Genomic DNA, 21,701 nt, shown 5'->3' with positions numbered 1-21,701 from the left:
GTTTCCCATGCGTATGATCAAACCCTTGTGCATCGCGACTCTGCTGGTTCAGGCAGGGCTGGTGCACGCTGCTGCAACCCCCGAGGAAATTGCCAAGCTGGGCAACGAGCTGACCTGCGTCGGCGCGGAGAAGGCAGCCAATGCCGACGGCAGCATCACCGAATGGACCGGCAAGTGGCTGGGTACCCCGCCACACGTCAATTTTGAGGGCACAGGCAAGCATCCGATTGATCCGTACCCGGAAGACAAGCCGCTGTTCGTGATCACCGCGGCGAATATGGCCGAGTATGCCGATCGTCTGTCGGCCGGTCAGAAGGCCCTGTTTGAAGCCTACCCGGACACCTTCCAGATGCCGGTCTACCAGACCCGTCGCGACTTTCGCTTTGCTGACAGCGTCTGCCAGGCAACCCTGGAGAACGCCCGTTCTGCACAGCTCGTGAACGACGGTGAGGGCGTGCAGGCCACCACTGGCGGTATCCTGTTCCCGTTCCCGAAAACCGGTCTGGAGCTGATGTGGACCTCGTCCTTCTTCACCTTCCGTCCGTTTACCGAGGAGCTGGTCTCCGACAACGCCTATGTGCTGTCCAACGGCAACATCAACTGGGGGCAGGTACGCTCGCGCAACTACGCCCCGAACCTGAAACCGGGTGTGCTCGGCAAGACCGAAGGTCCGTCGGCCTACTATCTGAACGAAACCCTGCTGCCGCAGCGTGATCGGGGTGAAATCAACACCGGTGTGGAATACTACAACCACGCTACCGAACCGCGTCAAAGCTGGCGTTATGATCCGGGCACCCGTCGTGTCCGTCAGTCGCCCGAATACGGGTATGACATGCAGTTCCCGGGCAGTGGCGGTTCGATCACCGTGGATGAGGTGCGGATCTTCAACGGCTCCGGTCAGCGCTACAACTGGAAGATCGTGGGCAAGCAGGAGATGTACGTTCCGGCCAACGCCTACCGCATTCACTCCAACGATGTGACCTATGACGAGCTGCTGCCGCCGAACCATGCCAACCCCGAGTTCATGCGTTACGAACTGCGCCGGGTCTGGGTGCTGGAGGCCAATCTGAAGGACAGCTACCGTCACCTGTACCCGACCCGTCACATGTACGTGGATGAGGACAGCTGGCTGATGGTCATGGCCGACAACTACGATGCACGTGGCGGCCTGTGGCGTACCTCGATGATCAACTACTTCTACGCCTATGAAGCCAATACCTGGCAGGCGGGGGTGGGTCTGTACCACGATCTGCAGGCCAAGAGCTATCTGGCCTTCAACCTGGTCAACGAGCAGCCCAACGGCTATACCCTCAACACGGGTAACCTGAGTGAGCGTGACTTTGGTCCGGAGGCTGCCCGCCGCTCGGGTCGCTGATTTCAGGCCATAACAAAACCCCGCCTGTCGCAAGACAGGCGGGGTTTTTTATTGGTTCACTGCGGTATGTCGGAGTGGCTGGCGAACGTTCCGTGCCGGGCCAGCGCATTGGTCTCTCTCGATTCGAGAAAGGCCGGATTCAGCCGGGTCGCCTGGAGTGATCGCGAGTGACCAGCGCGCCGGTCAGTTGCCCTGGAAGTCGGGGCGACGTTTTTCCAGAAATGCCTGCATGCCTTCTTTCTGGTCGCGAGAGGCGAACAGCAGGGCATTGGCCTTGCGCTCCATGACCAGCGCCGCATCCAGCGAGGCGTCCATGCCGGCCAGAATGACTTCCTTGATCTGCTCTGCCGCCAGCGGCGGCATGCCGGCGATCAGTTTCGCCTGCTCCAGAGCGGTCGCAGCAACCTGATCGTCGTCAACCAGCTCGCTCACCAGCCCGGCCAGGTGGGCCTCCTCGGCACTGATTGGCCGGCCGGTCAGCGCCATTTGCATTGCCTTTGCCTTGCCTACGGCGCGCACCAGCCGCTGGGTTCCGCCAATGCCGGGCATGATGCCAATGCGGATTTCCGGTTGGCTGAAGCGTGCGCTGCGACCGGCAATGATGATGTCGGCGTGCATGGCCAGTTCGCAACCGCCGCCATAGGCGTAGCCGCAAACCGCGGCAATGATCGGCTTTGGGCAGTGCTGGATCGGTGCCCATACCCGCTCGGTATGCCGGCAAAGGATATCAATGGCACCGACATCGGCCATGCTCGAAATATCACCGCCGGCAGCGAACACCCGTTCGCCGCCAGTGAGGATGACACAGCGCGTTTGCGGGTCTGTCGCAACCTCGGTGAAGGCTCTGGAAAGCGCGGCTTGCAGTTCCAGGCTGAGCGCGTTGGTGACCGCCGGGCGGTTAAGCGTAAGGCGGGTAACAAAGGGGGCAGGTCGGTCAATCAACAGCACCGACTTAGCGCAATCGGTCATCGGGAGACTCCGGGCGGAGGGGGACATTGTGGCCGATTGTCTTCAGCTGCGGGTGGTAGCTCATCGTCCATTCAGACGAATCGCCGATGCCTGAGCGCCCATACAGTGACTTCATGAAACAAGCAGAGGAACCGTTCATGCAGTCAGTTAGTGCCTCCCTGGATTACACCGGCAAAGTTGTCGTCATCACCGGGGGAACGCGCGGTATCGGTGCGGGAATTGCCTGTGCGTTCCTGTCGGCCGGCGCGAATGTTGTGGTCTGCGGGCGCAGCGAGCCCGAGCAGCTGCCGTCAGTCGATGGTCGCAGTGCACGTTTTCTGAGTCTGGACGTACGTGACCCCGAGGCAACCGAGCAGGCACTGGGCGCTGTCCATGAACATTACGGCCGCCTTGATGTGCTGATCAACAACGCCGGCGGCAGCCCCAATGCCGACGCCGCGACTGCCTCTCCGCGCTTCAGCGAAAGCATCATCAGACTCAATCTGCTGGCGCCGTTGAATCTGGCCCAGCAGGCCAACGCCATTATGCAGCAGCAGGCTGCTGGCGGGGTGATCGTGTTCATCGGCTCGGTTGCTGCCAGCCGGCCGTCGCCCGGAACAGCTGCCTATGGCGCGGCCAAGGCCGGGGTCGTTTCACTGGCCAGTTCGCTGGCGGTTGAATGGGCGCCGAAGGTCCGGGTTCTGAGTGTCAGCCCCGGTCTGATTCGTACCGAGCAGTCTCATCTGCATTACGGCGATGAAGAGGGTATTGCCGCGGTTGGCCGGACCATTCCGGCCGGACGCATGGGTGAGCCCGAGGATATCGCCAATGCCTGTCTGTATGCCGCCTCACCGATGGCGGCCTATTTCAGTGGTACCAACCTGCTGTTGCACGGCGGTGGAGAAGCACCGGCCTTTCTGGCCGCGTCCACTGCCGGCAAGGCGTGACCTAACGCGACCACGCCTTTGAGGCGTGTCTTGGAAAACAATCAGGAGAAGAACTTGGCTGATCAAGCACTCATCGACGAGGTTCAGGCCATGGTCGGACGCGAGTACGGTCGTGTCTATGCCTGGGACCGGGTTAACGCGCCGATGATTCGCCATTGGTGCGAAATCATGGGCATCGACAACCCCCTTTACACCAATCCGGAGTTTGCCCGGCAGCAGGGGTACGCTGACGTGGTGGCGCCACCGGGCATGCTGCAGGTGTGGGGCATGGGCGGTCTGGACCAGGAGAACTTCCCGGAGGGCTCCAGCACCGAAAACAACTTTGAGGTGCTCAAGGTCATTGAGCCCCACGGCTATCCGGCCGTGGTAGCTGTCAACTCCGATCTGTATTTCGACCGTCAGATCGTGGCCGGCGAGCGTCTTTACTTCACCAGCCGGCTCGACAGCGTTTCCGAAGAAAAAACCACCCCGCTGGGAACCGGATTTTTCGTCACCGTACTGATGACCTACTTCTCCCAGCAGGATGCTGGCGACGAGGAAGTCGGCCGCCAGCTGTTCAGGGTCTTCAAGTTCAAGCCGGCCCAGCGCCCACAGGAAAAACCGGCAGCCAAGCCGGCCGAGGCCAAGGCCATGAAGCGGCCGCTGCCCGGCGTCAGTGACGATACCCGATTCTTCTGGGAGGGCTGCGAAGCCGGCAAGTTGCTGATTCAGCGCTGCACCGATTGCCAGACCCTGCGTCATCCTCCGGCGCCGGTATGCATCAAGTGTCACAGCTTTGACTGGGACAGCATTGAGGCGTCGGGCAAGGGGCAGCTGTATTCCTTTGTGGTGATGCATTACCCGGAAGTACCGCCGTTTGACTACCCGAACCCGATAGGCCTTATCGAGCTGGACGAAGGCGTACGTCTGATCGCCGGCCTGGTTGGCGCCGATCCGGCAACGCTGGAGATTGGCCAGCGGGTGCAGGTTGAATTCCACCGCTTTGACGATCAACAGAACCTGCCGCAATTTCGCGTTGTTGCGGCCTGAGGAGGCGAGCATGGATTTTTCGTTGAGTGAAGATCAGCGTGCCATTGCCGAGATGGCAGGCAGCGTTTTCAGCGATTACTGCACAGACGAGCGCATGCGTGCGTTTGATCTTGAGAGCCAGCCGTTCATGGCCGAGCTGTGGCAAACCTGTATCGAGACCGGGCTGCATGCGCTGGCTATCCCGGAGGCGTTAGGCGGCTCGGGCATGGGCATGACCGACCTGCATTGTGTTCTGCGCGCTCAGGGCGCGGCCCTGGGGCATGTGCCGCTGTGGCAGCACCAGCTGGCTGCTGCCTGCCTTGCCCGGTTCGCCGCAGACAGTCATGGCGACCTGATTGCCTCGGCCGCCCGGGGCGAGCAACTGCTCAGCCTGTCTCTGAATGGCCTGTCGAGTAGCCACGGGATTGGCCTGCAGCTCGAGCAGCACGACGACTATCTGCTGCTCAATGGCAGCGTTGGCGCGGTCGACCTGGCAGCCCAGGCGGGTGCCGTGCTGGTGCTGGCACAGGGCGACGACGGCGTGCATCTGGTACTGCTTGACCCGCTGGCAGAAGGGGTCGAGCTGGTTTCTGCGACCTGGAACCACGGCCTCGGCGCCGCCGATGTGCACTGTCATGGCGTGTGCATCAAGGCCGATCAGGTCCTGCCAGCGCAGGCAGTCGGCTGGCTGGAGCAACGCGCGGTCGCGGCGGCTGCCTCGCTGCAGCTGGGTGTCAGTGAAGAACAGCTGCGTCGCACGGTCGCTTATGTCAGCGAACGTGTGCAGTTCGATCGTCCGATCGGCTCGTTCCAGGCGGTCCAGATGGGCATGGCCGATGCTCATATCGCCCTGGAGGCGCTGCGCAGCGCCCTTTACCAGCTCTGCTATCGCCTTGACAGCGCACTGGCCAGTGAGGCCGAGGCCTTGTCGGTTCGCTACCTGAGCACCGAGGCGGCCCATCTGGTCGGCCATCGGGCCCAGCACGTCCACGGCGGTATCGGCGTCGACCTGACGTACCCGATTCACCGCTTCCTCTACTGGAGCCGTTATCTGAGCCTGGTGCTCGGTGGCTCGGCAGCCACTCTTGAGCGCCTTGGCGACTGGCTGGCCAACAATGACACGCTTGGATGGAAATATGACCTCGATGAAAACCAGAGCATTTGCTGAAACCCAGGTGGGCGAACACCTTCCCGAACTGGTGATTCCGGTCACCGTTACGCTGATCAATGGCGGCGCCATTGCCACCCGTGACTACTTTCCGGGCCACCACGATGTTGCGGCCGCCCGTGAACTGGGGTCACCACACATTTTCATGAACATTCTCACCACGACCGCACTGGCGCAGCGCTTTGTAGAACAGTGGAGCGGCCCGCTGGCGGTGTTCCGTGATATCCAGCTGAAACTGGGCGCGCCGAACTACCCGGGCGACACCATGACCTTCACCGGTGAAGTGGTCGAGCGCGATGAGGCCAGCCGGACACTGGTGGTCGCGCTGAAGGGTAAAAATTCCATGGGCAACCACGCGACCGGCAAGGTCACCGTGGTTCTGCCTGCGTAAGGAGAAGCAAGATGACTGATGCACTTGGCGGGAAGGCCGCCATTGTTGGCCTCGGTGCGACCGAGTTTTCCAAGAACTCCGGACGCACCGAATTGCGCCTGGCCATGGAGGCGACGCTGACGGCGCTTGCTGATGCCGGGATCGACCCTTCGGAAGTGGACGGCTTCAGCTCCTACTCGGTCGACAAGGTACCGGAGTACGAGATCGCCCGTCTGCTCGGCTGCAAGGAGGTCAAATTTTTCTCGCAGGTGCCGCACGGTGGCGGGGCGGCCTGTGGTCCGGTCATGCACGCGGCCATGGCGGTTGCCAGTGGGGTGGCCAAGACCGTAGTGGTCTACCGGGCGATGAACGAGCGTTCCTGGTATCGCTTCGGCACCGGCAGTTACGGGTTTGGCGCGACACCGATTTTCGATAACGTCAATTACGGCTGGTACATGCCGCACGGCTTTCACACCCCTGCGGCCTGGGTCGGCATGTTTGCCCGTCGCTACATGCACGCCTTTGGCGCGACCTCGGAAGACTTCGGTCGGGTCGCGGTTGCTGCCCGCGACTTTGCGGCAACCAACCCGGCGGCGTTCTTTTATGAGAAGCCGATCACCCTTGAAGAACACCAGCAATCGCGCTGGATCTGCGAGCCGCTGCACCTGCTGGACTGCTGCCAGGAATCCGATGGTGCGGTGGCGATGGTCATCACCTCTGTTGAGCGCGCCCGCGATCTGCAGCAGAAGCCGGTGATCATCAAGGGCGCCTCGCAGGGGATCGCCGACGGTCAGCAGAGCATGACCTCGTTCTATCGCGAGGACATCACCGGTTTGCCGGAAATGGATGTGGTCGCCCGCGAGATTTATCGTCAGGCCGGCATCGGCCCGGATGCGATTCAGACAGCGGTCATCTATGACCACTTCACGCCGTTTGTACTGCCGCAACTGGAGTCGTTCGGTTTCGCTGATCGTGGTGAAGCCAAGGAGTTCATTCGTGCCGGCCATCACGCCCGTGGCGGTCGCCTGCCGATCAATACCCACGGCGGTCAACTTGGCGAGGCCTACATCCACGGTATGAACGGTATTGCCGAGGGTGTTCGCCAGGTACGTGGCAGTTCGGTAAACCAGGTGGATAACGTCGAGAACGTGCTGGTAACAGCCGGTACCGGCGTGCCAACCAGTGGCCTGATTCTGGGTGTAGCCTGAGGAGATCAGCATGTACGTTGACCTGACACCGGCGCAGCACAAGCTGCGCCTGGAAGTTCGTGACTACTTCAAGAGCCTGATGAACGACGATCTGCGTCGTGAGCTGCGGGGGGAAGAGGGCAGTGCTACCTCTCACCGGCTGGTACGGCAGATGGGCAAGGATGGCTGGCTGGCGGTTGGCTGGCCGAAGGCGTTTGGCGGTCAGGGCTACGGCCCGACCGAGCAGCTGATCTTCTTCGAAGAGGCCAATATTGCCGGCGCACCGCTGCCGTTCGTGACCATCAGTACCGTCGGACCCTCGCTGATGACCTATGGTACCGAGGAGCAAAAGGAGACGTTTCTGCCGGGCATTGCTGCGGGGGAAATCCATTTCGCCATCGGATACTCGGAGCCGGGCGCAGGCTCCGACCTGGCCACCCTCAAGACCAGTGCGCGGGTCGAGCCCGACCACTTCGTGGTCAACGGCAACAAGCTCTGGACCTCCGGAGCTCACTCTGCCGACTATATCTGGCTGGCTGCGCGGACCAATCCCGAAGAGCTGCGTCACAAGGGAATATCGATCCTGATTGTCGACTGCAAGAGCGAGGGCTTCTCCAACACGCTCATCCCGACCTGCAGCAACCCGACCGCGGCAACCTACTATGACAACGTCATTGTGCCGCGAACCCGCCTGGTCGGTGAGCTGAACAAGGGATGGCAGCTGGTCACTGCCCAGCTCAACCACGAACGTCTCGGACTCGGCTCATGGGCTGATCGGGTAGTGGGCATGTTCCGCAAGGTGTATCTGTGGGCGCGGGCCAAGGATGAACAGGGACGCTGCGCGATGGATCATGCCTGGGTGCGTTCGCTGTTGGCTGAATGCTATGCCCGGTTGGAGGCGATGCGCCTGATCAACTTCCGCATTGCGGCGGATCTTGAGGCCGGCCAGATGGACGTCGCGCTGGCCTCGACCACCAAGGTGTACGGTTCGGAATCGGCTGTGGAGATTTTGCGCAAGCTGACCGAAGTGGTCGGTGCCAATGGCCTGATTCGTGACGGCAGTGCTGCGGCGTTTCTGCTTGGCGAGCTGGAATACGACGTGCGTGCCTGTGTCACCCTGACCTTTGGTGGCGGCACCAACGAAATCCAGCGTGAGCTGGTGGCGCAGTTCGGCCTGGGTATGCCGCGCTCGCGTTAAGTGCAGTAACCACAGCGGGGCCCCAAACAGGGCTGCCGCTGTGGTTGTCTTCAGTCCTCCCCCTTCGTCAAGTGCCCAAGTGCCGGTACTTAGTAGCCTGCCTGGGTATCGATGACACCATTCAACTCGGCACCTGCTGCAAAGCGCAGAAGGTTGTCGATAAATGCCTCGCTCATGCGCTGCTGGCTGAGAGGGCTATTCCAGGAAATGTGGGGGCTGAGCTGTACCTGCGGGTGCTGGTAAAGCCAGTGACCTGCCGGCAATGGCTCAGGGTTTGCCACATCAAGGGAGGCGCGGGCAATTTGCCCGCTATCCAGATGCTCCCTCAGGGCCCGGGTATCGACCAGGGTGCCCCGCGATACGTTGATCAGGTGGCTGCCGCGCTTCATCAGCGACAGTCGGTCTGCGCTCATCAGTCCTTCGGTCAGGGTGGTTGCTGGAAGCGCCAGTACCAGATGATCCGCCGTTGTGATCAGCTCATCGATGTCGGTTACGGATTCGACGCCTGCCATACCTGCAGGACGATAGGTGCGCATGGCGACCCGTACCTTCATGTCAAACCCGAGAGCCCTGCGAGCAATGGCCTGGCCAATGTTGCCAAAGCCAAGTATCCCCAGTGTTTTACCCTCCAGCGTATCCAGCTGCGCCATGCACCAGTGCGGTGGCGGCTGGGTGACCCAGCTGAACGGCAGATTCTTGGCCTGCGCGAGTATCATCGCCATAACCCACTCGGCGATAGGCACGGTAGTCGCGCCCCTTGAGCAGGTCACCTGCCTGCCGTGAAGCAGCTCCAGCGGATAGTCGTCAATCCCCGTGCCCAGCACATGAATCCAGCGAATCTCCGGGTGCCGGGCCAGCAGCTGCCCCAGCGCCTGACTGGCTCCCGGGGTGGCGAGGACGGCATCTACCGCCCTCATGCTGGCCATGTGGCCAGGGGGCGGCAGGGTCAGGATGTCTGCGTCTGGAACAGCGGCCTGAATGGCCTCGCGCATGGCTGGAAGGTCAAACAGCATCACAACGCGCATGACTTACTCCTCAAGCAAAACACGGCCCAGTTGAACATCACCCTCGATCGTGGTGCGGTTTATGCGCCGGCGTACGCCGGGAGGGGTGCCGGTCGCACAATGCATGGCGCGCCAGTTGTCCCAGAGCACCATGTCTCCCGGTTGCCACTGATGGAAATAATGGAATTGCGGGTCGCGAGTATGCGCCACCAGGCGTTCCAGCAATTCAATCGACTCATCGTTGGAAAGGCCGGCCTTGTAGGGGGTGATCACCCGATCGAGGAACTGCTCGACGATGCCCAGAACTTTCATTCCGGTCACCGGATGGGTCATGACCATGGGATAAACCGACTCGGGGAAATCGGGAAACTTCACATCCGCGGGTTTCTTCGGGCTGTGCGGGCCCGGTTCATATCCATCCAGGTCCACATAGCGCATGTGTCTTCGTTGCATGCTGAAGGCATAGGACACTTCAAGCCTGGCAATCAACTCCCTGGTTTTGTCATCCAGCGCATCGTAGGCCTTTGCCAGATCGCCGAACCCGGTCAAGCCGCCTTCGCCGGCGACTTCGACGGCTGTAAGCACGGCGCCGTGGTTGGGTTTTCCGGTGTAGTGCAGATCGATATGCCAGTCCAGTCGGCCGACAATGGTTTGTCCCTTGTATATCGCGGTCATCGACTTGTCCTTGTCGCCACCGCTTTCGATCTCGAACAGCTCGGGATAGGCTTCTGATCGCGTCGCCTTCAGCGGATGCAGGGCCAGGGGGCCAAAGTGCCGACTGAATGCGATCTGGTTTTCAGGGGTAATATCCTGGTTACGAAAGACCAGAACACCGTATTGATGCCAAAGGGCAATCAGTTGTTGCCGCTCTGCCTCTTCCAGCGGCCGGGTGATGTCGAAGCCTTGAATTTCAACGCCAATATTGTCCAGCGGCTTAACCGTCAGTTTCATGGTTTTTCTCCCTCAGCTCAGAACGGTTGGATCGCGACGAAGCTCACGACGGGCCATTGCTTCCCAGAGAAATGGAAAGCCGTTTGCGTCCGGCAGGCCGATCTGTGCGATTACCTCCTCGGCCAAGGGCTCTGCACCACCGGCAAGGCGAACCTCATAGGCCCGTCGGCAGCGCCACTCGAGCGTCGCAGCTCGCAGGTGCGCCTGGCGCAGATCACGCCCTACGACGAGCGCGCCATGGTGCGCGAGCAGGGCCCACTTGGCGTCACCCAGTGCATCTACTGCGGTCATACTGGTGGTCTTGTTCTCGAAGGTGCCGAGATACTCGTTGTAATTCGGCAGCTCTGAGCCGCAGTAGGCACCAGCCTGGTCATAGATCGGCGGGGTTTCTTGCAAGTTGGCCCAGATGCCACTCCATTTGGGATGGTTGTGAACGACGACGTTGACGTCGGGACGGGCATCATGCAGCTGCAGGTGCAGACCAATGGCGGGAGTGGTATTCCAGTGGCTGTCCAGGATATTGCCGTGCTGGTCCAGGGTGATGATATCGCTGGCTGTCACTTCGTCCCATGTGAGCTCCCACGGATTGGTCAGTATGCTGCCGTCCGGTTGGCGAACCGTTATGTGGCCTGCGATATGGTCGTTCCAGCCTTCAGCGAACAGCATGCGGCACATCAGTGCCACCTCGGCCTTTGGTGTCAGGTCGGGAAGCAGCGCTCGCTCGCCTCTGCGCGGAGCGAACTTCTCGAACATGGCTTTATTCAGATGCTCTGTCTTCAACACGGGGGTTATCCTTTTGGCTGTGTGTGTTGAAGGATGCTAATGAATGGTCGGCGGCGGGCATTGGCAGGTTTGGCCAGTTAACAGGCCTGAGTGGCCAGAGATGGTCTAAAGCAGGCGGCTTCTGAATTCTCGCGGCGTTATGCCGGTCCATTTCCTGAACGCCTTGAGAAATCCGGAGTGATCGCAGTAGCCCAGTTGAAAGGCCAGCTGGGTGACTGACAGGGTCGGATCGCTGAGACCGCGACGGGCATGGATTTCACGGACGCGGTCAATGATCTGCTGGTACTGCCAGCCCTCCGACTGCAGTTTGCGTCTCAATGTCCTTGGGCTGCAGCAGAGTTGGGCGGCAGCCTGATCGGCATTTGGCGGGTTGGCAGGGTCCTTGACGATCAGCGGCCATACCCGCCAGGCCATGTTTCCCCCCATGCGCCGGATGCTGTGCTCCGCGCACATTGCCTCATAGAGTCTTGCGCTTTGGGGGCTGGCGTTCGGCATCGGTGCATCGAGGACTGCCGCGTCGAAGAACAGCTGGATAACCGGTGTATCGAACTGGGGCTCGCAGTTGAAAATGGCCCGGTACTCGCTTGCGTGCTTCGGCGCAGGGTAGTCGCAACGAAGCCTGGTTACCGGTAAGGGCTGACCCAGTACCCATCGAGCGGTTGCCATGATATTGGCCAGCAGTTCTTCAACGGCCAGCAGCCGAAGGGGTCCCAGGTCTTCGTTCAGGTTGACCTGATAGCAGCCCTGACCGTCTATTTCGCTGAAGGTCGTGATGATCGAATGTCCGGAAAAACGACCGGGGTAGTTTTGGTACTTCAGTCCGGTGGTGTTTGCCTCGCGAAAGGTCGAGCAACTGAGCATCAGAAAGGCAAGCTGGTCATAGGTTGCCAGCGATCGCTGATAGCCCAGCTTGAGCCCGAGCCCCGGATCTCCCGTCTTCTCCATAGCGTCCAGGAGCAGTGCCGTGTGGGTCCGGCTGCTTACCGGCATGTCCATGGATTTGAGATCGTCCAGACCATGCGCTGATCGGAGTGCGTCGGTATCAACGCCTTGGTGCGCAAGGAAATCCAGCAGCCAGAAGATGTAGCGCGCATCCGTGTTCATTGATCACTCGTCAATGCAGAAGAGCCAGCGCTCGGGCCACGCAGGCCGCTTGCATGCGCCAAGCGGCACGGAGTTCGGCGGCTGCTAGGGCAGCAGCCTGGCTACCGGCAGGGGACCGCTGGGGCACAGGGACTGGCTGCCAGCGCAACGCGGCTGGTCATACTGCGCCAGCGGCGAGTTGAGCGCGGCGGTCATCAGCATCAGCAACAACGCTGCGGCACTGCCACAAATCCAGAGATGGAGTCGTGATCTGTTCATGCTAAGGCCCTCTTCTTGAGATTGTATGAGCCAATTGGGGTATTCAGATAAGGCGGTATTTTCCCGATCCGACAAGCCTGCACCTCGTCCAAACGGGTTAGGTACGGCTTCTGGCGACGAACGGTCGGTATCGTCTGCTTGGACGATGTTGCTGCACTGGCGAGTTTTCACAATCGGGTGAAAACAAGAAAAGGAAAAGCCAGATGCACAATGGATCTTGCGCGGGTATCGCCCTGGTGACAGGCGCCAGCCGAGGTGTTGGCGCCGGGATAGCCGAGGCGCTTGGCGCACTTGGCATGACGGTTTACCTGAGTGGCCGTACATTGTCCGGTATTGGTACCGACACGGTTGGCGGGCAGCGGCTGAGTGGCAATCTTGAGGCCAGTGCGGCAGCTGTCAGTGATGCCGGCGGTCACGGCATCGCGGTGCAATGCGATCACGCCGACGATGCACAGGTTGCTGCGCTGTTCGAGCGTATCGAGCGTGAGCAGGGGCGGCTTGATCTGCTGGTCAATAACGCCACCTTCCTTCCTCCGCAGCTGACTGCGCCGGGGCCGTTCTGGGAAAAGCCGCTGGCCATGTCACAGATGCTCGACGTCGGGCTGCGCTCGGCTTACGTTGCCAGTTACTACGCCATGCCGCTGCTGTTGCGCAGCACACAGGGCCTGATCGTATTTATCTCCAGCTTTGGCGCCAACTGCTATATGCACGGCCCCGCGTACGGGGCGCAGAAAGCCGGTTGCGACAAGATGGCAGCTGATATGGCGGTCGACCTTGAGTCGACACCGGTCAATGCTGTATCGCTCTGGCTCGGACTGCAAAAGACCGAGCGCAGCGCTCTGGCTGGCGCTGACGACAACGTTGATTACGCGGCTTTTCTTGAGCGTGCGGAGACGCCGCAATTCACCGGCAGGGTAATCCACTCATTGTGGAAAGACCCCGAGCTTGAGCGTCTTAACGGCCACACGCTGATTGTTGCCGAGCAGGCGCTCGCTTACGGTTTGCGAGACCTGGATGACCGGCAACCTGCCTCTTTGCGTCAGCAGTTGGGTTCGCCGCCGGCGGTGCATCCGGCAAGGGTGGGCTGAGCATGGACGCTATTGTGCAACGTCTGCAGCGGCTGGAGGATATGGAATCCATCCGCAGCCTCAAGCATCGTTATCTGAACGCCTGTGATCGCAAGGACGTGGAGTCGATTCGCGGATGTTTTGCCGAAGGGCCTGTCTGGATCGACTTCGGCCCGATTGGCACCTTCCGCGACCGGGATGCGTTTATCGAAGTGTATCGGCAGATGGCCTGCCAGCCCAGCGTTATTGACCTGCACCATGCCGCCAACCCGGAAATCACCCTGGAGTCGGCCGACACCGCCAGCGCTTGCTGGGCGATTTATTACTTCAATCTGAACGCCGACAGCGGGCTGACCCGCCAGCTCGGCGGAACCTATCAGGACCGTTATCGCAAGTCTGATGGCCGCTGGCAGATCGTAGAAACGGTCTGTCGGCTGCACTCGGTGGTAACCGGTCGCAACCTTGGAGAACCCGATGACCAGTAACGTCAGCACTCAGGTGCGTGGCGCTTTCGTGCCCGTGCAGATTGGTCCGTTGCAGCTGAAGAACCGCTTTATCAAGGCCGCCACCAACGAAGGCATGTCGCCCAATGGTGTGCCGTCACGGCAGCTGGTGCAATTCCATGCCGGTATTGTTGCCGGTGGTGCGGCAATGACCACCGTTGCCTACTGTGCGGTAAGTGATGACGGCTGCACCTTGCCCAACCAGATTCAGCTGAACGAGCAAACCCTGCCGCACCTGCGAGCGCTTACCGATGCGGTACACCGCGAAGGCGGCGCGGCGTCGGCGCAGATCACCCATGGTGGCTGTTTTGTCTTTACCCCGCAGCCCGGTCAGCGCCGGCCCTTGTCGGCCAGCGGCGGCTTCAACAAGATCGGGCTGATGAGCGGCATGTTCTTCAAGCGCCAGATGACCCGTGCAGACATGCAGCGCATCGCTGCCGATTTTGCCCGCGGTGCCCGGCTGGCGAAGCAGGCCGGCTTTGACGCGGTGGAAATCCACATGGGCCACGGCTACCTGCTGAGCCAGTTTCTCTCACCGCTGTACAACAAGCGCACTGATGAATATGGCGGCTCCCTCGAAAATCGCCTGCGCTTTCCCCGCGAAGTACTGCGCTCCGTGCTGGATGCGGTGGGGCGCGAGATGGCGGTGCTGTGCAAGTTCAGCATTACCGAGGGCGTGCGTGGCGGTAACCACATTGAGGAAGGGGTTGCCATTGCAAGGGCGCTCGAAGCGGAGGGCGCGCATGCGCTTGTACTCAGCGCGGGCCTGAACGCCGAGTCCATCACCACCATGTTCGGCTCGTCCTTCCCTGCGGAGAACCGGGCGGTGGTCACCAATCCGATCATGAAACTGGCCATGTACCTGCAGCAGCGGTTCGAGAAGCCGCGTGAGTTCAAGCCGCTGTATCTGCTCAAGTATGCGCGCCAGATCCGTGCTGCGGTAAATGTGCCGCTGGCCTATCTGGGTGGTCTGACCTCCGCTGAGGGGGTTTCCACCCTGTGCGATGAAGGGTTTGACCTGATGGCGATGGGACGGGTGTTGATCCACGACCCGGCCTGGGTGCGTGACCTGCAGCAGGGTGCATTGACGCAGAGCGGCTGCACGGCGTGCAACCGCTGCGTGGCCATGATGTACACCGAGGGTGGCACCTCCTGCGTGCTGGGCCGCGCCGGTGATCCGATTCTGAACAGCTTGCCTGCGGCTGGCTGAGTTACCCATCACGATTCAAATACAGGAGATGGCATGAGCGAGGAAGTGCGTTATTCCCCGGGACGGGCAGTGTCCGAAGCGCAGGTGCCGGGCTGGGATGATGAAGCCGACGTAGTGGTGGTGGGCTTTGGAGCTGCCGGCGCATGCGCAGCAATCGAGGCGCGCAACGCTGGCGCTGATGTGATCGTGCTGGAGGTGGCGGGTGCCGGTGGCGGCAGCGCTGCATTGTCCGGCGGCGAGGTCTATGTCGGCGGTAACGGAGGTACCGACGTGCAGCGTGAGCATGGGTTCAGTGACAGTACCGACGACCTGCGCCGCTACCTGATGATGTCCGGCGGGCCGGCTGCCGACGCTGAACGGGTTGATGTGTATGCCGAGAATGCGGTCCAGCATTTCAACTGGCTGCGTAGCCTGGGGGTGCCCTTCAAGGGGACCTACCTGCCGGGCAAGTGGATCGAGCCGCCGACCGACGACACCCTGCTGTGGTCTGGCAACGAAAAGGCCTGGCCCTGGAGTGCCGAAGCGCAACCGGCGCCGCGCGGGCACACCGTGCAGTTCACCGGATGGGGCGGCGGTCAGGTGTTGATGAAGGTCTTGTGTGATCAGGCGGTGGCGCTGGGCGCCCAGTTGCATTGCAACAGCCGGGCCCTGGCACTGGTGATTGGCGAACACCGGCGTGTGGTTGGCGTTGTGGCGCGCCAGGATGGCCAGATTCGCTATCTTCGAGCGCGCCGTGGCGTGATCCTTTGTGCCGGCGGGTTTATCTGCAATGCCGACATGGTCCGCCGTTTCGTTCCGTCGGCCCTGGATTGCCAATTGCCGGTCACCGGTGGCAATGATGATGGCTCCGGTATTCGCATGGGCATCAGTGTTGGTGCCGCCACGCTGAACATGCAGGAATTTTTCGCGACGCTGCCGTTCTTTCCGCCGGCGTCGCTGGTCAAGGGAATCTTCGTAAACGGCCACGGCCAGCGTTTTGTCAACGAGGACAGTTACCACGGCCGGGTTGCCCACGCAGTGTTGCGGCAGCCTCAGGGCCGCGCCTGGCTGCTGGTAGATAACGAAATATTCGGTCGACCGATTCTGCAGGAAGATCTTGAGATTGCTGCTGTTGGCGAAAGCTGGGAGGAGGTCGAACAGGAGCTTGGGCTGCCTGCCGGCGCGCTTGTGCACGCCGTTGAGGAGTTCAACCGCTATGCCGCTGCCGGTGAGGACCCGCATTTTCACAAGAGCGAGGAGTGGCTGCGACCGCTTACCGAGCCGCCATTTGCCGCCCTGAGCTATTGCAAGGGTGACTTCCAGGCGCACGCCTTCACCCTGGGCGGTCTGGCGACAAAACCCACCGGTGAGGTGCTTGACGCTGACGGTGAAGCCATTACCGGGCTCTATGCCGCCGGCCGAACTGCCTGCGGCCTGCCTCGCTGGGGGGAGGGTTACAGCTCCGGTCTTTCGCTTGGCGACTCCACATTCTTTGGCCGTATGGCCGGCCGCAGCGCAGCTGCACTGTCGAGCTGAGCTGTTTACGGCGTCGTCCGGACGGACGACGCCGGTCGCCGGACGCCCTCGTAGAGTCGCTAACACACTTTGTCTCCCCGGGTCTGGCCCGGATGTAACAGCGAGCAGGTACAGCATGAACGAGTTGGAAGAGTTTCGCGCCGAAACCCGGGCCTGGCTTGAAGCCAATTGCCCGGCCTCGATGCGCACACCGATGCCGTCAGAGGAAATGGTCTGGGGCGGGCGCAATGTCGAGTTTTGCAGTGAAGACCAGAAGCTCTGGTTCGAGCGGATGAGAGACAAGAGCTGGTTTTGCCCGGATTGGCCGGTCGCCTACGGCGGTGGTGGTCTGGATGTGCGCCGCAGCGCCATTCTGGATGCTGAAATGCGTCGCCTGCACTGTCGTCCACCCCAGATCAATCTGGGTATCTGGATGCTTGGCCCGGTGTTGCTGGAATATGCCAGCGAGGAGCAGAAACAGCGTTTTCTGCCGCCGATGGCGCGTGGTGAAATTCGCTGGTGCCAGGGGTTCTCCGAGCCCAATGCCGGTTCGGATCTGGCCAGCTTGCGCACAACGGCAGTGCTTGATGGTGACGATTACGTGATCAACGGCACCAAGATCTGGACTTCCTACGGCAACAAGTCCGACTGGATGTACGCATTGGTGCGCACCGGCCCCATGGTGCCCAAGCAGAAGGGTATCAGCCTGATTGTGCTGGATATGACGTCGCCTGGTGTTAGCGTCTCGCCGATTGATCTGATCAGCGGAAAGTCCTCTTTCTGTCAGGTGTTCTTTGACAATGTTCGGGTACCGCGCTCGCAGCTCATTGGTGAAGTTAACGACGGCTGGAAGCTGGGCAAGGCCCTGCTGCAGCACGAACGCCGTGCCATGTCGCGGTTCAGTGAGTCGGCACTGCCTACCCACTTTGACCTGGACGAATACGTCAAGCGCTGTCTGCCGGCGCCGCAAGATGCTGACGAAGTTGCACTTCAGCAGCGGGCTGTTGCCTGTCTGATGGATGAGCAGGCTTTCAGTCTGACCAATCGCCGGATGATCGACAGCCTCAGCGCCCGTCAGGACGTCTCCGGTCTGATGGCTATCTCCAAGCTGGTGCATACCGAGCAGGAACGCGAGAAGTTCGAAATCCTGCTGCAGTTGCTGGGCAATCAGTCCATGGGCTGGAGCGGTGACGGATTCGCCAGTCGTGATCTCGATCTGACCGGGGCCTGGTTGATGAGTTTTGCCCAGACCATTGCCGGCGGCTCGTCGGAAGTACAGTTGAATGTCATTGCCAAGCGGGTGCTTGGCCTGCCGGACCCGGTCCAGGGAGTGCGCTCATGAGCCTGATCTACAACGAAGACCAGCAGCAGCTGCTGGACAGTGCGCAGGACTTCCTGGCGGCACGCTCCCCGGTGGCTGCCCAACGCGCCCTGCGCGACGCCGACGCGGCCGTTGGCTTTGACCCGCAGGTCTGGCAGGGGATGGTTGAACTGGGTTGGTCCGCGGTCGCCTTCGCCGAAGACCAGGGCGGGCTCGACTTCGGTTTTGCCGGCTTTGCGCCGATTTTCGAGCAGATCGGTCGTCACCTCAGTGCGTCTCCCTTGCTGAGCAGCGTGGTGTTGTGCGGCAGTCTTATCGAACAACTGGGCAGTGATAGTCAGAAGCAGGGCCTGCTGCCGGGTCTGATCGCAGGCGAACAGCGCTGGGCGCTGGCTCTCGAAGAAGCCGACCGCCACCAGCCGGATCTGTGCGATACCCGTGCGATCAGAACCGATAGTGGTTACCGGCTCAGTGGCAGGAAGAGCTGGGTAATCGATGGCCTGGAGGCCGACGGCTGGCTGGTGATTGCGCGCCTCGAAGACGGTCAGCGCGGGGTATTCGCCGTACCCGCCGGTACGGCTGGCATGACGCTGCAGCGTCGGCAGATGATTGATGCGCGCAATATGGCGCAACTGCTGCTTGAAGACGCAGCGGTCGACGCATCTGCACTGCTCTCCAGCGACCAATTCGAGGCGGCACTCGAGCTGGCGCTGGATCGCGGTCGAGCCTGTCTTGCAGCCGAGCTGCTTGGCTGCTGCGAAGCGGTCTTTGCCATGACCCTTGAGTACCTGCGCACCAGGGTGCAGTTCGATGCCCCAATCGGCAGCTTCCAGGCGCTGCAGCACCGGGCGGCGCGACTGTATGTCCAGCTGGAGCTGATGCGCAGCAGCGTGATGGCAGCCTTTGAGGCGCTGGATCGTGATCAGGCCGACCCGGCTCAACGCCGGCAACTGGTGAGTCTGGCCAAGTGGAAAGCCAATGAAGCGGCCCAGCTGATCAGCAACGAAGCGATCCAGATGCACGGAGGCATTGGCGTGACCGATGAATACGACCTGGGGTTGTTCCTCAAGCGTATTCGTATGGCCCAGTCCCAGCTCGGGCACAGTGCCTTTCACGTATCGCGCTATGCCGGCGTGCGGCTGAGCTAGCCGCAAACGGGTTGCAGTACCAATAAAAGCAACAAGACTCAGGCTACCCAGATGACAGACAAGAACACTTTTTTGACTACTGCTCGTGCCAGCATTGGCCAATTGCTGCACGACCAGTCTCCCTTTGCGCTCGATACGGCTGCCGACGGCAGCAAGCGCTTTCGTAATGCGCCGACCACTCTGGTGGAAGCAATTCAGGCCGGTCGTCGCCATGGCGACGTGCCATTTCTGCTGTGGCAGGATCAGCGCTATACCGTCAGTAGCTTCTTTGCGGCCGCCGATCAGTTGACGGCGGCGCTGCAGCAGGCACTGGGTCTGCAGCCCGGCCAGCGGGTAGCGATAGCCATGCGTAATCGTCCCGAGTGGATGATTGCCTTTGTCGCCTGCGTACAGGCGGGCCTGGTACCGGTGCCGCTGAACAGCTGGGGTCTGCATGACGAGTTGTTATACTGCATCGAGGATGCGGATGTTGCGCTGCTGATCTGTGACCTTCCACGCTGGCAGCAGGTCATCGATGACTTGCCCGAGCGCACCCGGGTGCTGCTGGTTGACGGCATTGGTGACGAGCCGGTGGCTGCCCAGTGGGTATCCATGATGGCGCTGCCGTCCGCGCCGCCCGCGCTGCACCAGCCGGCGCCGGAGGATGACGCCCTGATCCTTTATACCTCGGGGACGACCAGCCGCGCCAAGGGCGTGGTGTCGACCAACCAGGCACTGGGTCAGGCACTGTTTGCGCTGGACTATCAGGGGGCGATGGCCGCCATGAGTTCGCCTGAGCGAATCAAGCCGATCATGGCGTCGGGGCTGCAGCCCACGGCACTGCTGTGTTTCCCGCTGTTTCACGTCAGCGGTCTGCATGCTCAGTTCCTTAGCATGCTACGCAACGGTCGGCGCATGGTCATCATGTACAAATGGGATGTGGAGGAGGCGCTGCGGCTGATCGAAACCGAGCGTTGTACTCAGTTCAGTGGTGCACCGGTGATGATGCAGGAGCTGCTGGCCCATCCGCGCTTTGATTCCGAGGCAACCGCGAGCCTGTTTTCCCTTGGGCTTGGTGGCGGCGCTGCCTCCTCGGCGCTGCTGGAGCGGCTGCTGAGTGTGAAACCGCAGGCAATGGTTGGGACCGGCTACGGCATGACCGAGGGTAATGGTATTGGCGCCGCCCATGCCGGAGATCAGTTTGTGCTGTTCCCGACTACCGCGGGATGGCCACTTCCGATTGTTGATATGTGCATTGGCGAATCGCCTGAGCAGCCTTTGCCTGCCGGCAGCGAAGGGCCGATCTGGTTGCGCTCGCCGGCGATGATGCGGGGCTACTGGAATCGCCCGGAGGAAACCGCCGCAACCCTGAATAACGGCTGGCTGTTCAGTGGCGATGTCGGCTGCCTGGACGACAATGGCATGATCCGCATTACCGACCGCATCAAGGACATCATTATTCGCGGTGGCGAAAATATCTCGGCACTGGAAGTGGAGCAGGTGGCCGCCGCACACCCGGCCGTAATCGAGGCTGCTGCCTTTGCCTGCCCGGATAGCCGTTTTGGCGAAGTGGTCGGTCTGGCGGTGTATTGCGCCGAGCTGCTGACTCCCGAGCAACTGCGCGGGTTTATGGCCGAACACCTGGCCGGTTACAAAGTCCCCGAACGGATCTGGTTCACCGAGCAAGCGTTGGCCCGCAACGCGACCGGCAAGCTGCAGAAGCCGGTGATCAAACAGACACTGGGGATCTAGCATGGGGCTTCTGGATAATCGCGTTGCAGTGATTACCGGCAGCGCCATGGGCATTGGTCGCGGCATGGCTGAAGCCATGCTGGAGGCCGGAGCCGGCGTGATGCTTACCGATATCAATGCCCAGGCACTTACCGCTACCGAGTCGGAACTGAATGAACGTCATCCGGGTCGGGTGGCCAGTCGGGTGGTGGATGTCACTAATCGGTCGCAGGTAATCGCCATGGTGGACGCAACCCATGCTCACTTCGGACGGCTTGATGCACTGGTCAACAACGCCTGGAAGGCCGGTCGGCTGACCCGGCTGGAAAAGCTGACCGATGAGCAGCTGCGCGGCGGCTATGACATGGCGGTGATGGCGGCATTCTGGGCCATGCAGGCTGCGTTGCCATACTTTCGTCAGCAGGGAGGCGGGCGGATTATCAATCTGTGCTCGCTCAATGGAGTGAACGCGCATATGTACAGTGGCGACTACAATGCCGCCAAGGAAGCCCTGCGCAGCCTGACCCGGACCGCGGCGCGCGAGTGGGCGGGTGATCAGATCTGCTGCAACATTATCTGCCCGGGGGCGGCCAGCGCTGCCTATCAACGCTTTGCCGAGGCCAACCCGGATAATGCCAGGGCCATGGCGGCCGCCAACCCCATGGGGCGTGTAGGAGACCCAAAGGACGATATCGGTCCGGTGGCGGTATTCCTCGCCAGCGACGCTGCCCGCTACCTTACCGGGAACACCCTGTTTGTTGACGGCGGTTCGCATATCAACGGCGTTAGTTGGGCACCGCAGCCGGCAGAATAGGGCTGCGCAGCCTTGACGGCGGGGCAGTCGCCACTTAGCATCGCCCGGTCGAAAAATGATATGCCGGTGTGGTTATTCCGGCACTCGCGCCCGCGCGGGAATTAGTCTGTTTTCAGAACCCACGGCATCACCC

The 21,701-nt window shown here is 61.3% G+C and carries 21 protein-coding genes; 15 read left to right on the top strand and 6 right to left on the bottom strand.

The window, feature by feature from the left end; all coding sequences use genetic code 11:
• Positions 1-7: 7 nt before the first annotated feature.
• Positions 8-1,375 carry a DUF1329 domain-containing protein gene (locus B7O88_RS08080; RefSeq protein ID WP_235005746.1) on the top strand — a complete coding sequence of 456 codons (1,368 nt, stop codon included), beginning with the start codon at positions 8-10 and terminating at the stop codon, positions 1,373-1,375.
• Positions 1,376-1,558: 183 nt separating this feature from the next.
• On the opposite strand, the gene B7O88_RS08075 is transcribed toward B7O88_RS08080, so the two are convergent.
• Positions 1,559-2,344, bottom strand: coding sequence for an enoyl-CoA hydratase (locus tag B7O88_RS08075; protein ID WP_088275040.1), 786 nt, complete (start codon positions 2,342-2,344; stop codon positions 1,559-1,561).
• Positions 2,345-2,481: 137 nt separating this feature from the next.
• Here B7O88_RS08075 and B7O88_RS08070 point away from each other — a divergent pair, with 137 nt between their 5' ends.
• From B7O88_RS08070 to B7O88_RS08045, 6 genes are read left to right on the top strand one after another with little or no spacing between them, the layout of a single operon-like run.
• Positions 2,482-3,270, top strand: coding sequence for an SDR family oxidoreductase (locus B7O88_RS08070; protein ID WP_088275038.1), 789 nt, complete (start codon positions 2,482-2,484; stop codon positions 3,268-3,270).
• 54 nt (positions 3,271-3,324) lie between these two features.
• Entirely contained in the window at positions 3,325-4,299 is a 975-nt protein-coding gene (locus B7O88_RS08065) for a bifunctional MaoC family dehydratase N-terminal/OB-fold nucleic acid binding domain-containing protein (protein ID WP_172409651.1), read from the top strand.
• Between the two features lie 10 nt (positions 4,300-4,309).
• Positions 4,310-5,446 carry an acyl-CoA dehydrogenase family protein gene (locus B7O88_RS08060; RefSeq protein WP_088275036.1) on the top strand — a complete coding sequence of 379 codons (1,137 nt, stop codon included), beginning with the start codon at positions 4,310-4,312 and terminating at the stop codon, positions 5,444-5,446.
• Complete coding sequence (locus B7O88_RS08055) at positions 5,415-5,837, top strand: MaoC family dehydratase (protein ID WP_088275034.1); 423 nt, start codon at positions 5,415-5,417, stop codon at positions 5,835-5,837. The genes B7O88_RS08060 and B7O88_RS08055 overlap by 32 nt, the downstream gene beginning before the upstream one ends.
• Positions 5,838-5,848: 11 nt before the next feature.
• Positions 5,849-7,024: a lipid-transfer protein gene (locus tag B7O88_RS08050; protein ID WP_088275032.1), complete on the top strand. Its 1,176-nt coding sequence runs from the start codon at positions 5,849-5,851 to the stop codon at positions 7,022-7,024.
• Between the two features lie 10 nt (positions 7,025-7,034).
• Positions 7,035-8,201, top strand: coding sequence for an acyl-CoA dehydrogenase family protein (locus B7O88_RS08045; protein ID WP_088275030.1), 1,167 nt, complete (start codon positions 7,035-7,037; stop codon positions 8,199-8,201).
• 89 nt (positions 8,202-8,290) lie between these two features.
• Here the strand turns inward: B7O88_RS08045 and B7O88_RS08040 are convergent, their stop codons facing one another.
• The 5 genes from B7O88_RS08040 to B7O88_RS17945 all read right to left on the bottom strand — a co-directional run bounded on the left by B7O88_RS08040 (position 8,291) and on the right by B7O88_RS17945 (position 12,301).
• A complete protein-coding gene (locus B7O88_RS08040) occupies positions 8,291-9,226 on the bottom strand; it encodes an NAD(P)-dependent oxidoreductase (protein WP_088275028.1) in 936 nt (311 codons plus the stop codon).
• A 3-nt stretch (positions 9,227-9,229) separates the two neighbouring features.
• Positions 9,230-10,156 carry a TauD/TfdA dioxygenase family protein gene (locus tag B7O88_RS08035; protein WP_088275027.1) on the bottom strand — a complete coding sequence of 309 codons (927 nt, stop codon included), beginning with the start codon at positions 10,154-10,156 and terminating at the stop codon, positions 9,230-9,232.
• 12 nt (positions 10,157-10,168) lie between these two features.
• Positions 10,169-10,939 (bottom strand): class II aldolase/adducin family protein, encoded by a 771-nt coding sequence (locus B7O88_RS08030; RefSeq protein ID WP_088275025.1) that lies wholly within the window; start codon positions 10,937-10,939, stop codon positions 10,169-10,171.
• Between the two features lie 105 nt (positions 10,940-11,044).
• The gene (locus B7O88_RS08025; protein WP_088275023.1) at positions 11,045-12,043 is read right to left on the bottom strand and encodes an AraC family transcriptional regulator; all 999 of its coding nucleotides are present in this window, start codon (positions 12,041-12,043) and stop codon (positions 11,045-11,047) included.
• A gap of 84 nt (positions 12,044-12,127) precedes the next feature.
• Positions 12,128-12,301 carry a hypothetical protein gene (locus B7O88_RS17945; protein ID WP_160003153.1) on the bottom strand — a complete coding sequence of 58 codons (174 nt, stop codon included), beginning with the start codon at positions 12,299-12,301 and terminating at the stop codon, positions 12,128-12,130.
• A 203-nt stretch (positions 12,302-12,504) separates the two neighbouring features.
• Between B7O88_RS17945 and B7O88_RS08020 the strand changes: the two genes are divergently transcribed.
• From B7O88_RS08020 to B7O88_RS07985, 8 genes are all read left to right on the top strand, one after another.
• A complete protein-coding gene (locus B7O88_RS08020; protein ID WP_088275021.1) occupies positions 12,505-13,389 on the top strand; it encodes an SDR family NAD(P)-dependent oxidoreductase in 885 nt (294 codons plus the stop codon).
• A gap of 2 nt (positions 13,390-13,391) precedes the next feature.
• Positions 13,392-13,853, top strand: coding sequence for a nuclear transport factor 2 family protein (locus B7O88_RS08015; protein ID WP_088275019.1), 462 nt, complete (start codon positions 13,392-13,394; stop codon positions 13,851-13,853).
• The gene (locus B7O88_RS08010) at positions 13,843-15,081 is read left to right on the top strand and encodes an NADH:flavin oxidoreductase (RefSeq protein ID WP_088275017.1); all 1,239 of its coding nucleotides are present in this window, start codon (positions 13,843-13,845) and stop codon (positions 15,079-15,081) included. The genes B7O88_RS08015 and B7O88_RS08010 overlap by 11 nt, the downstream gene beginning before the upstream one ends.
• Before the next feature lie 33 nt (positions 15,082-15,114).
• Positions 15,115-16,596, top strand: coding sequence for an FAD-dependent oxidoreductase (locus B7O88_RS08005; protein ID WP_088275015.1), 1,482 nt, complete (start codon positions 15,115-15,117; stop codon positions 16,594-16,596).
• Between the two features lie 115 nt (positions 16,597-16,711).
• Positions 16,712-17,917 (top strand): acyl-CoA dehydrogenase family protein, encoded by a 1,206-nt coding sequence (locus B7O88_RS08000; protein WP_088275013.1) that lies wholly within the window; start codon positions 16,712-16,714, stop codon positions 17,915-17,917.
• The gene (locus B7O88_RS07995; RefSeq protein WP_088275011.1) at positions 17,914-19,044 is read left to right on the top strand and encodes an acyl-CoA dehydrogenase family protein; all 1,131 of its coding nucleotides are present in this window, start codon (positions 17,914-17,916) and stop codon (positions 19,042-19,044) included. The genes B7O88_RS08000 and B7O88_RS07995 overlap by 4 nt, the downstream gene beginning before the upstream one ends.
• 72 nt (positions 19,045-19,116) lie before the next feature.
• Entirely contained in the window at positions 19,117-20,775 is a 1,659-nt protein-coding gene (locus B7O88_RS07990) for a class I adenylate-forming enzyme family protein (protein ID WP_235005745.1), read from the top strand.
• A gap of 1 nt (position 20,776) precedes the next feature.
• Positions 20,777-21,568: an SDR family NAD(P)-dependent oxidoreductase gene (locus B7O88_RS07985; protein ID WP_088275007.1), complete on the top strand. Its 792-nt coding sequence runs from the start codon at positions 20,777-20,779 to the stop codon at positions 21,566-21,568.
• The last annotated feature ends 133 nt before the right edge of the window (positions 21,569-21,701 follow it).

This window comes from Halopseudomonas aestusnigri, assembly GCF_002197985.1.
Taxonomy (GTDB): domain Bacteria; phylum Pseudomonadota; class Gammaproteobacteria; order Pseudomonadales; family Pseudomonadaceae; genus Halopseudomonas; species Halopseudomonas aestusnigri.
The sequence above is the reverse complement of the archived record's forward strand: the minus strand, read 5'-3'. Positions and strand labels throughout refer to the sequence as shown.

What these genes read in the sequence shown, in the direction of transcription:
- B7O88_RS08005 (WP_088275015.1), top strand. Translation starts at nt 15,115, where the DNA reads ATGAGCGAGGAAGTGCGTTATTCCCCGGGACGGGCAGTGTCCGAAGCG.
- B7O88_RS08035 (WP_088275027.1), bottom strand. Translation starts at nt 10,156, where the DNA reads ATGAAACTGACGGTTAAGCCGCTGGACAATATTGGCGTTGAAATTCAA.
- B7O88_RS08010 (WP_088275017.1), top strand. Translation starts at nt 13,843, where the DNA reads ATGACCAGTAACGTCAGCACTCAGGTGCGTGGCGCTTTCGTGCCCGTG.
- B7O88_RS08075 (WP_088275040.1), bottom strand. Translation starts at nt 2,344, where the DNA reads ATGACCGATTGCGCTAAGTCGGTGCTGTTGATTGACCGACCTGCCCCC.
- B7O88_RS17945 (WP_160003153.1), bottom strand. Translation starts at nt 12,301, where the DNA reads ATGAACAGATCACGACTCCATCTCTGGATTTGTGGCAGTGCCGCAGCG.
- B7O88_RS08060 (WP_088275036.1), top strand. Translation starts at nt 4,310, where the DNA reads ATGGATTTTTCGTTGAGTGAAGATCAGCGTGCCATTGCCGAGATGGCA.
- B7O88_RS08045 (WP_088275030.1), top strand. Translation starts at nt 7,035, where the DNA reads ATGTACGTTGACCTGACACCGGCGCAGCACAAGCTGCGCCTGGAAGTT.
- B7O88_RS08080 (WP_235005746.1), top strand. Translation starts at nt 8, where the DNA reads ATGCGTATGATCAAACCCTTGTGCATCGCGACTCTGCTGGTTCAGGCA.
- B7O88_RS08025 (WP_088275023.1), bottom strand. Translation starts at nt 12,043, where the DNA reads ATGAACACGGATGCGCGCTACATCTTCTGGCTGCTGGATTTCCTTGCG.
- B7O88_RS08000 (WP_088275013.1), top strand. Translation starts at nt 16,712, where the DNA reads ATGAACGAGTTGGAAGAGTTTCGCGCCGAAACCCGGGCCTGGCTTGAA.
- B7O88_RS08055 (WP_088275034.1), top strand. Translation starts at nt 5,415, where the DNA reads ATGACCTCGATGAAAACCAGAGCATTTGCTGAAACCCAGGTGGGCGAA.
- B7O88_RS07985 (WP_088275007.1), top strand. Translation starts at nt 20,777, where the DNA reads ATGGGGCTTCTGGATAATCGCGTTGCAGTGATTACCGGCAGCGCCATG.
- B7O88_RS08040 (WP_088275028.1), bottom strand. Translation starts at nt 9,226, where the DNA reads ATGCGCGTTGTGATGCTGTTTGACCTTCCAGCCATGCGCGAGGCCATT.
- B7O88_RS08050 (WP_088275032.1), top strand. Translation starts at nt 5,849, where the DNA reads ATGACTGATGCACTTGGCGGGAAGGCCGCCATTGTTGGCCTCGGTGCG.
- B7O88_RS08070 (WP_088275038.1), top strand. Translation starts at nt 2,482, where the DNA reads ATGCAGTCAGTTAGTGCCTCCCTGGATTACACCGGCAAAGTTGTCGTC.
- B7O88_RS08020 (WP_088275021.1), top strand. Translation starts at nt 12,505, where the DNA reads ATGCACAATGGATCTTGCGCGGGTATCGCCCTGGTGACAGGCGCCAGC.
- B7O88_RS08015 (WP_088275019.1), top strand. Translation starts at nt 13,392, where the DNA reads ATGGACGCTATTGTGCAACGTCTGCAGCGGCTGGAGGATATGGAATCC.
- B7O88_RS07995 (WP_088275011.1), top strand. Translation starts at nt 17,914, where the DNA reads ATGAGCCTGATCTACAACGAAGACCAGCAGCAGCTGCTGGACAGTGCG.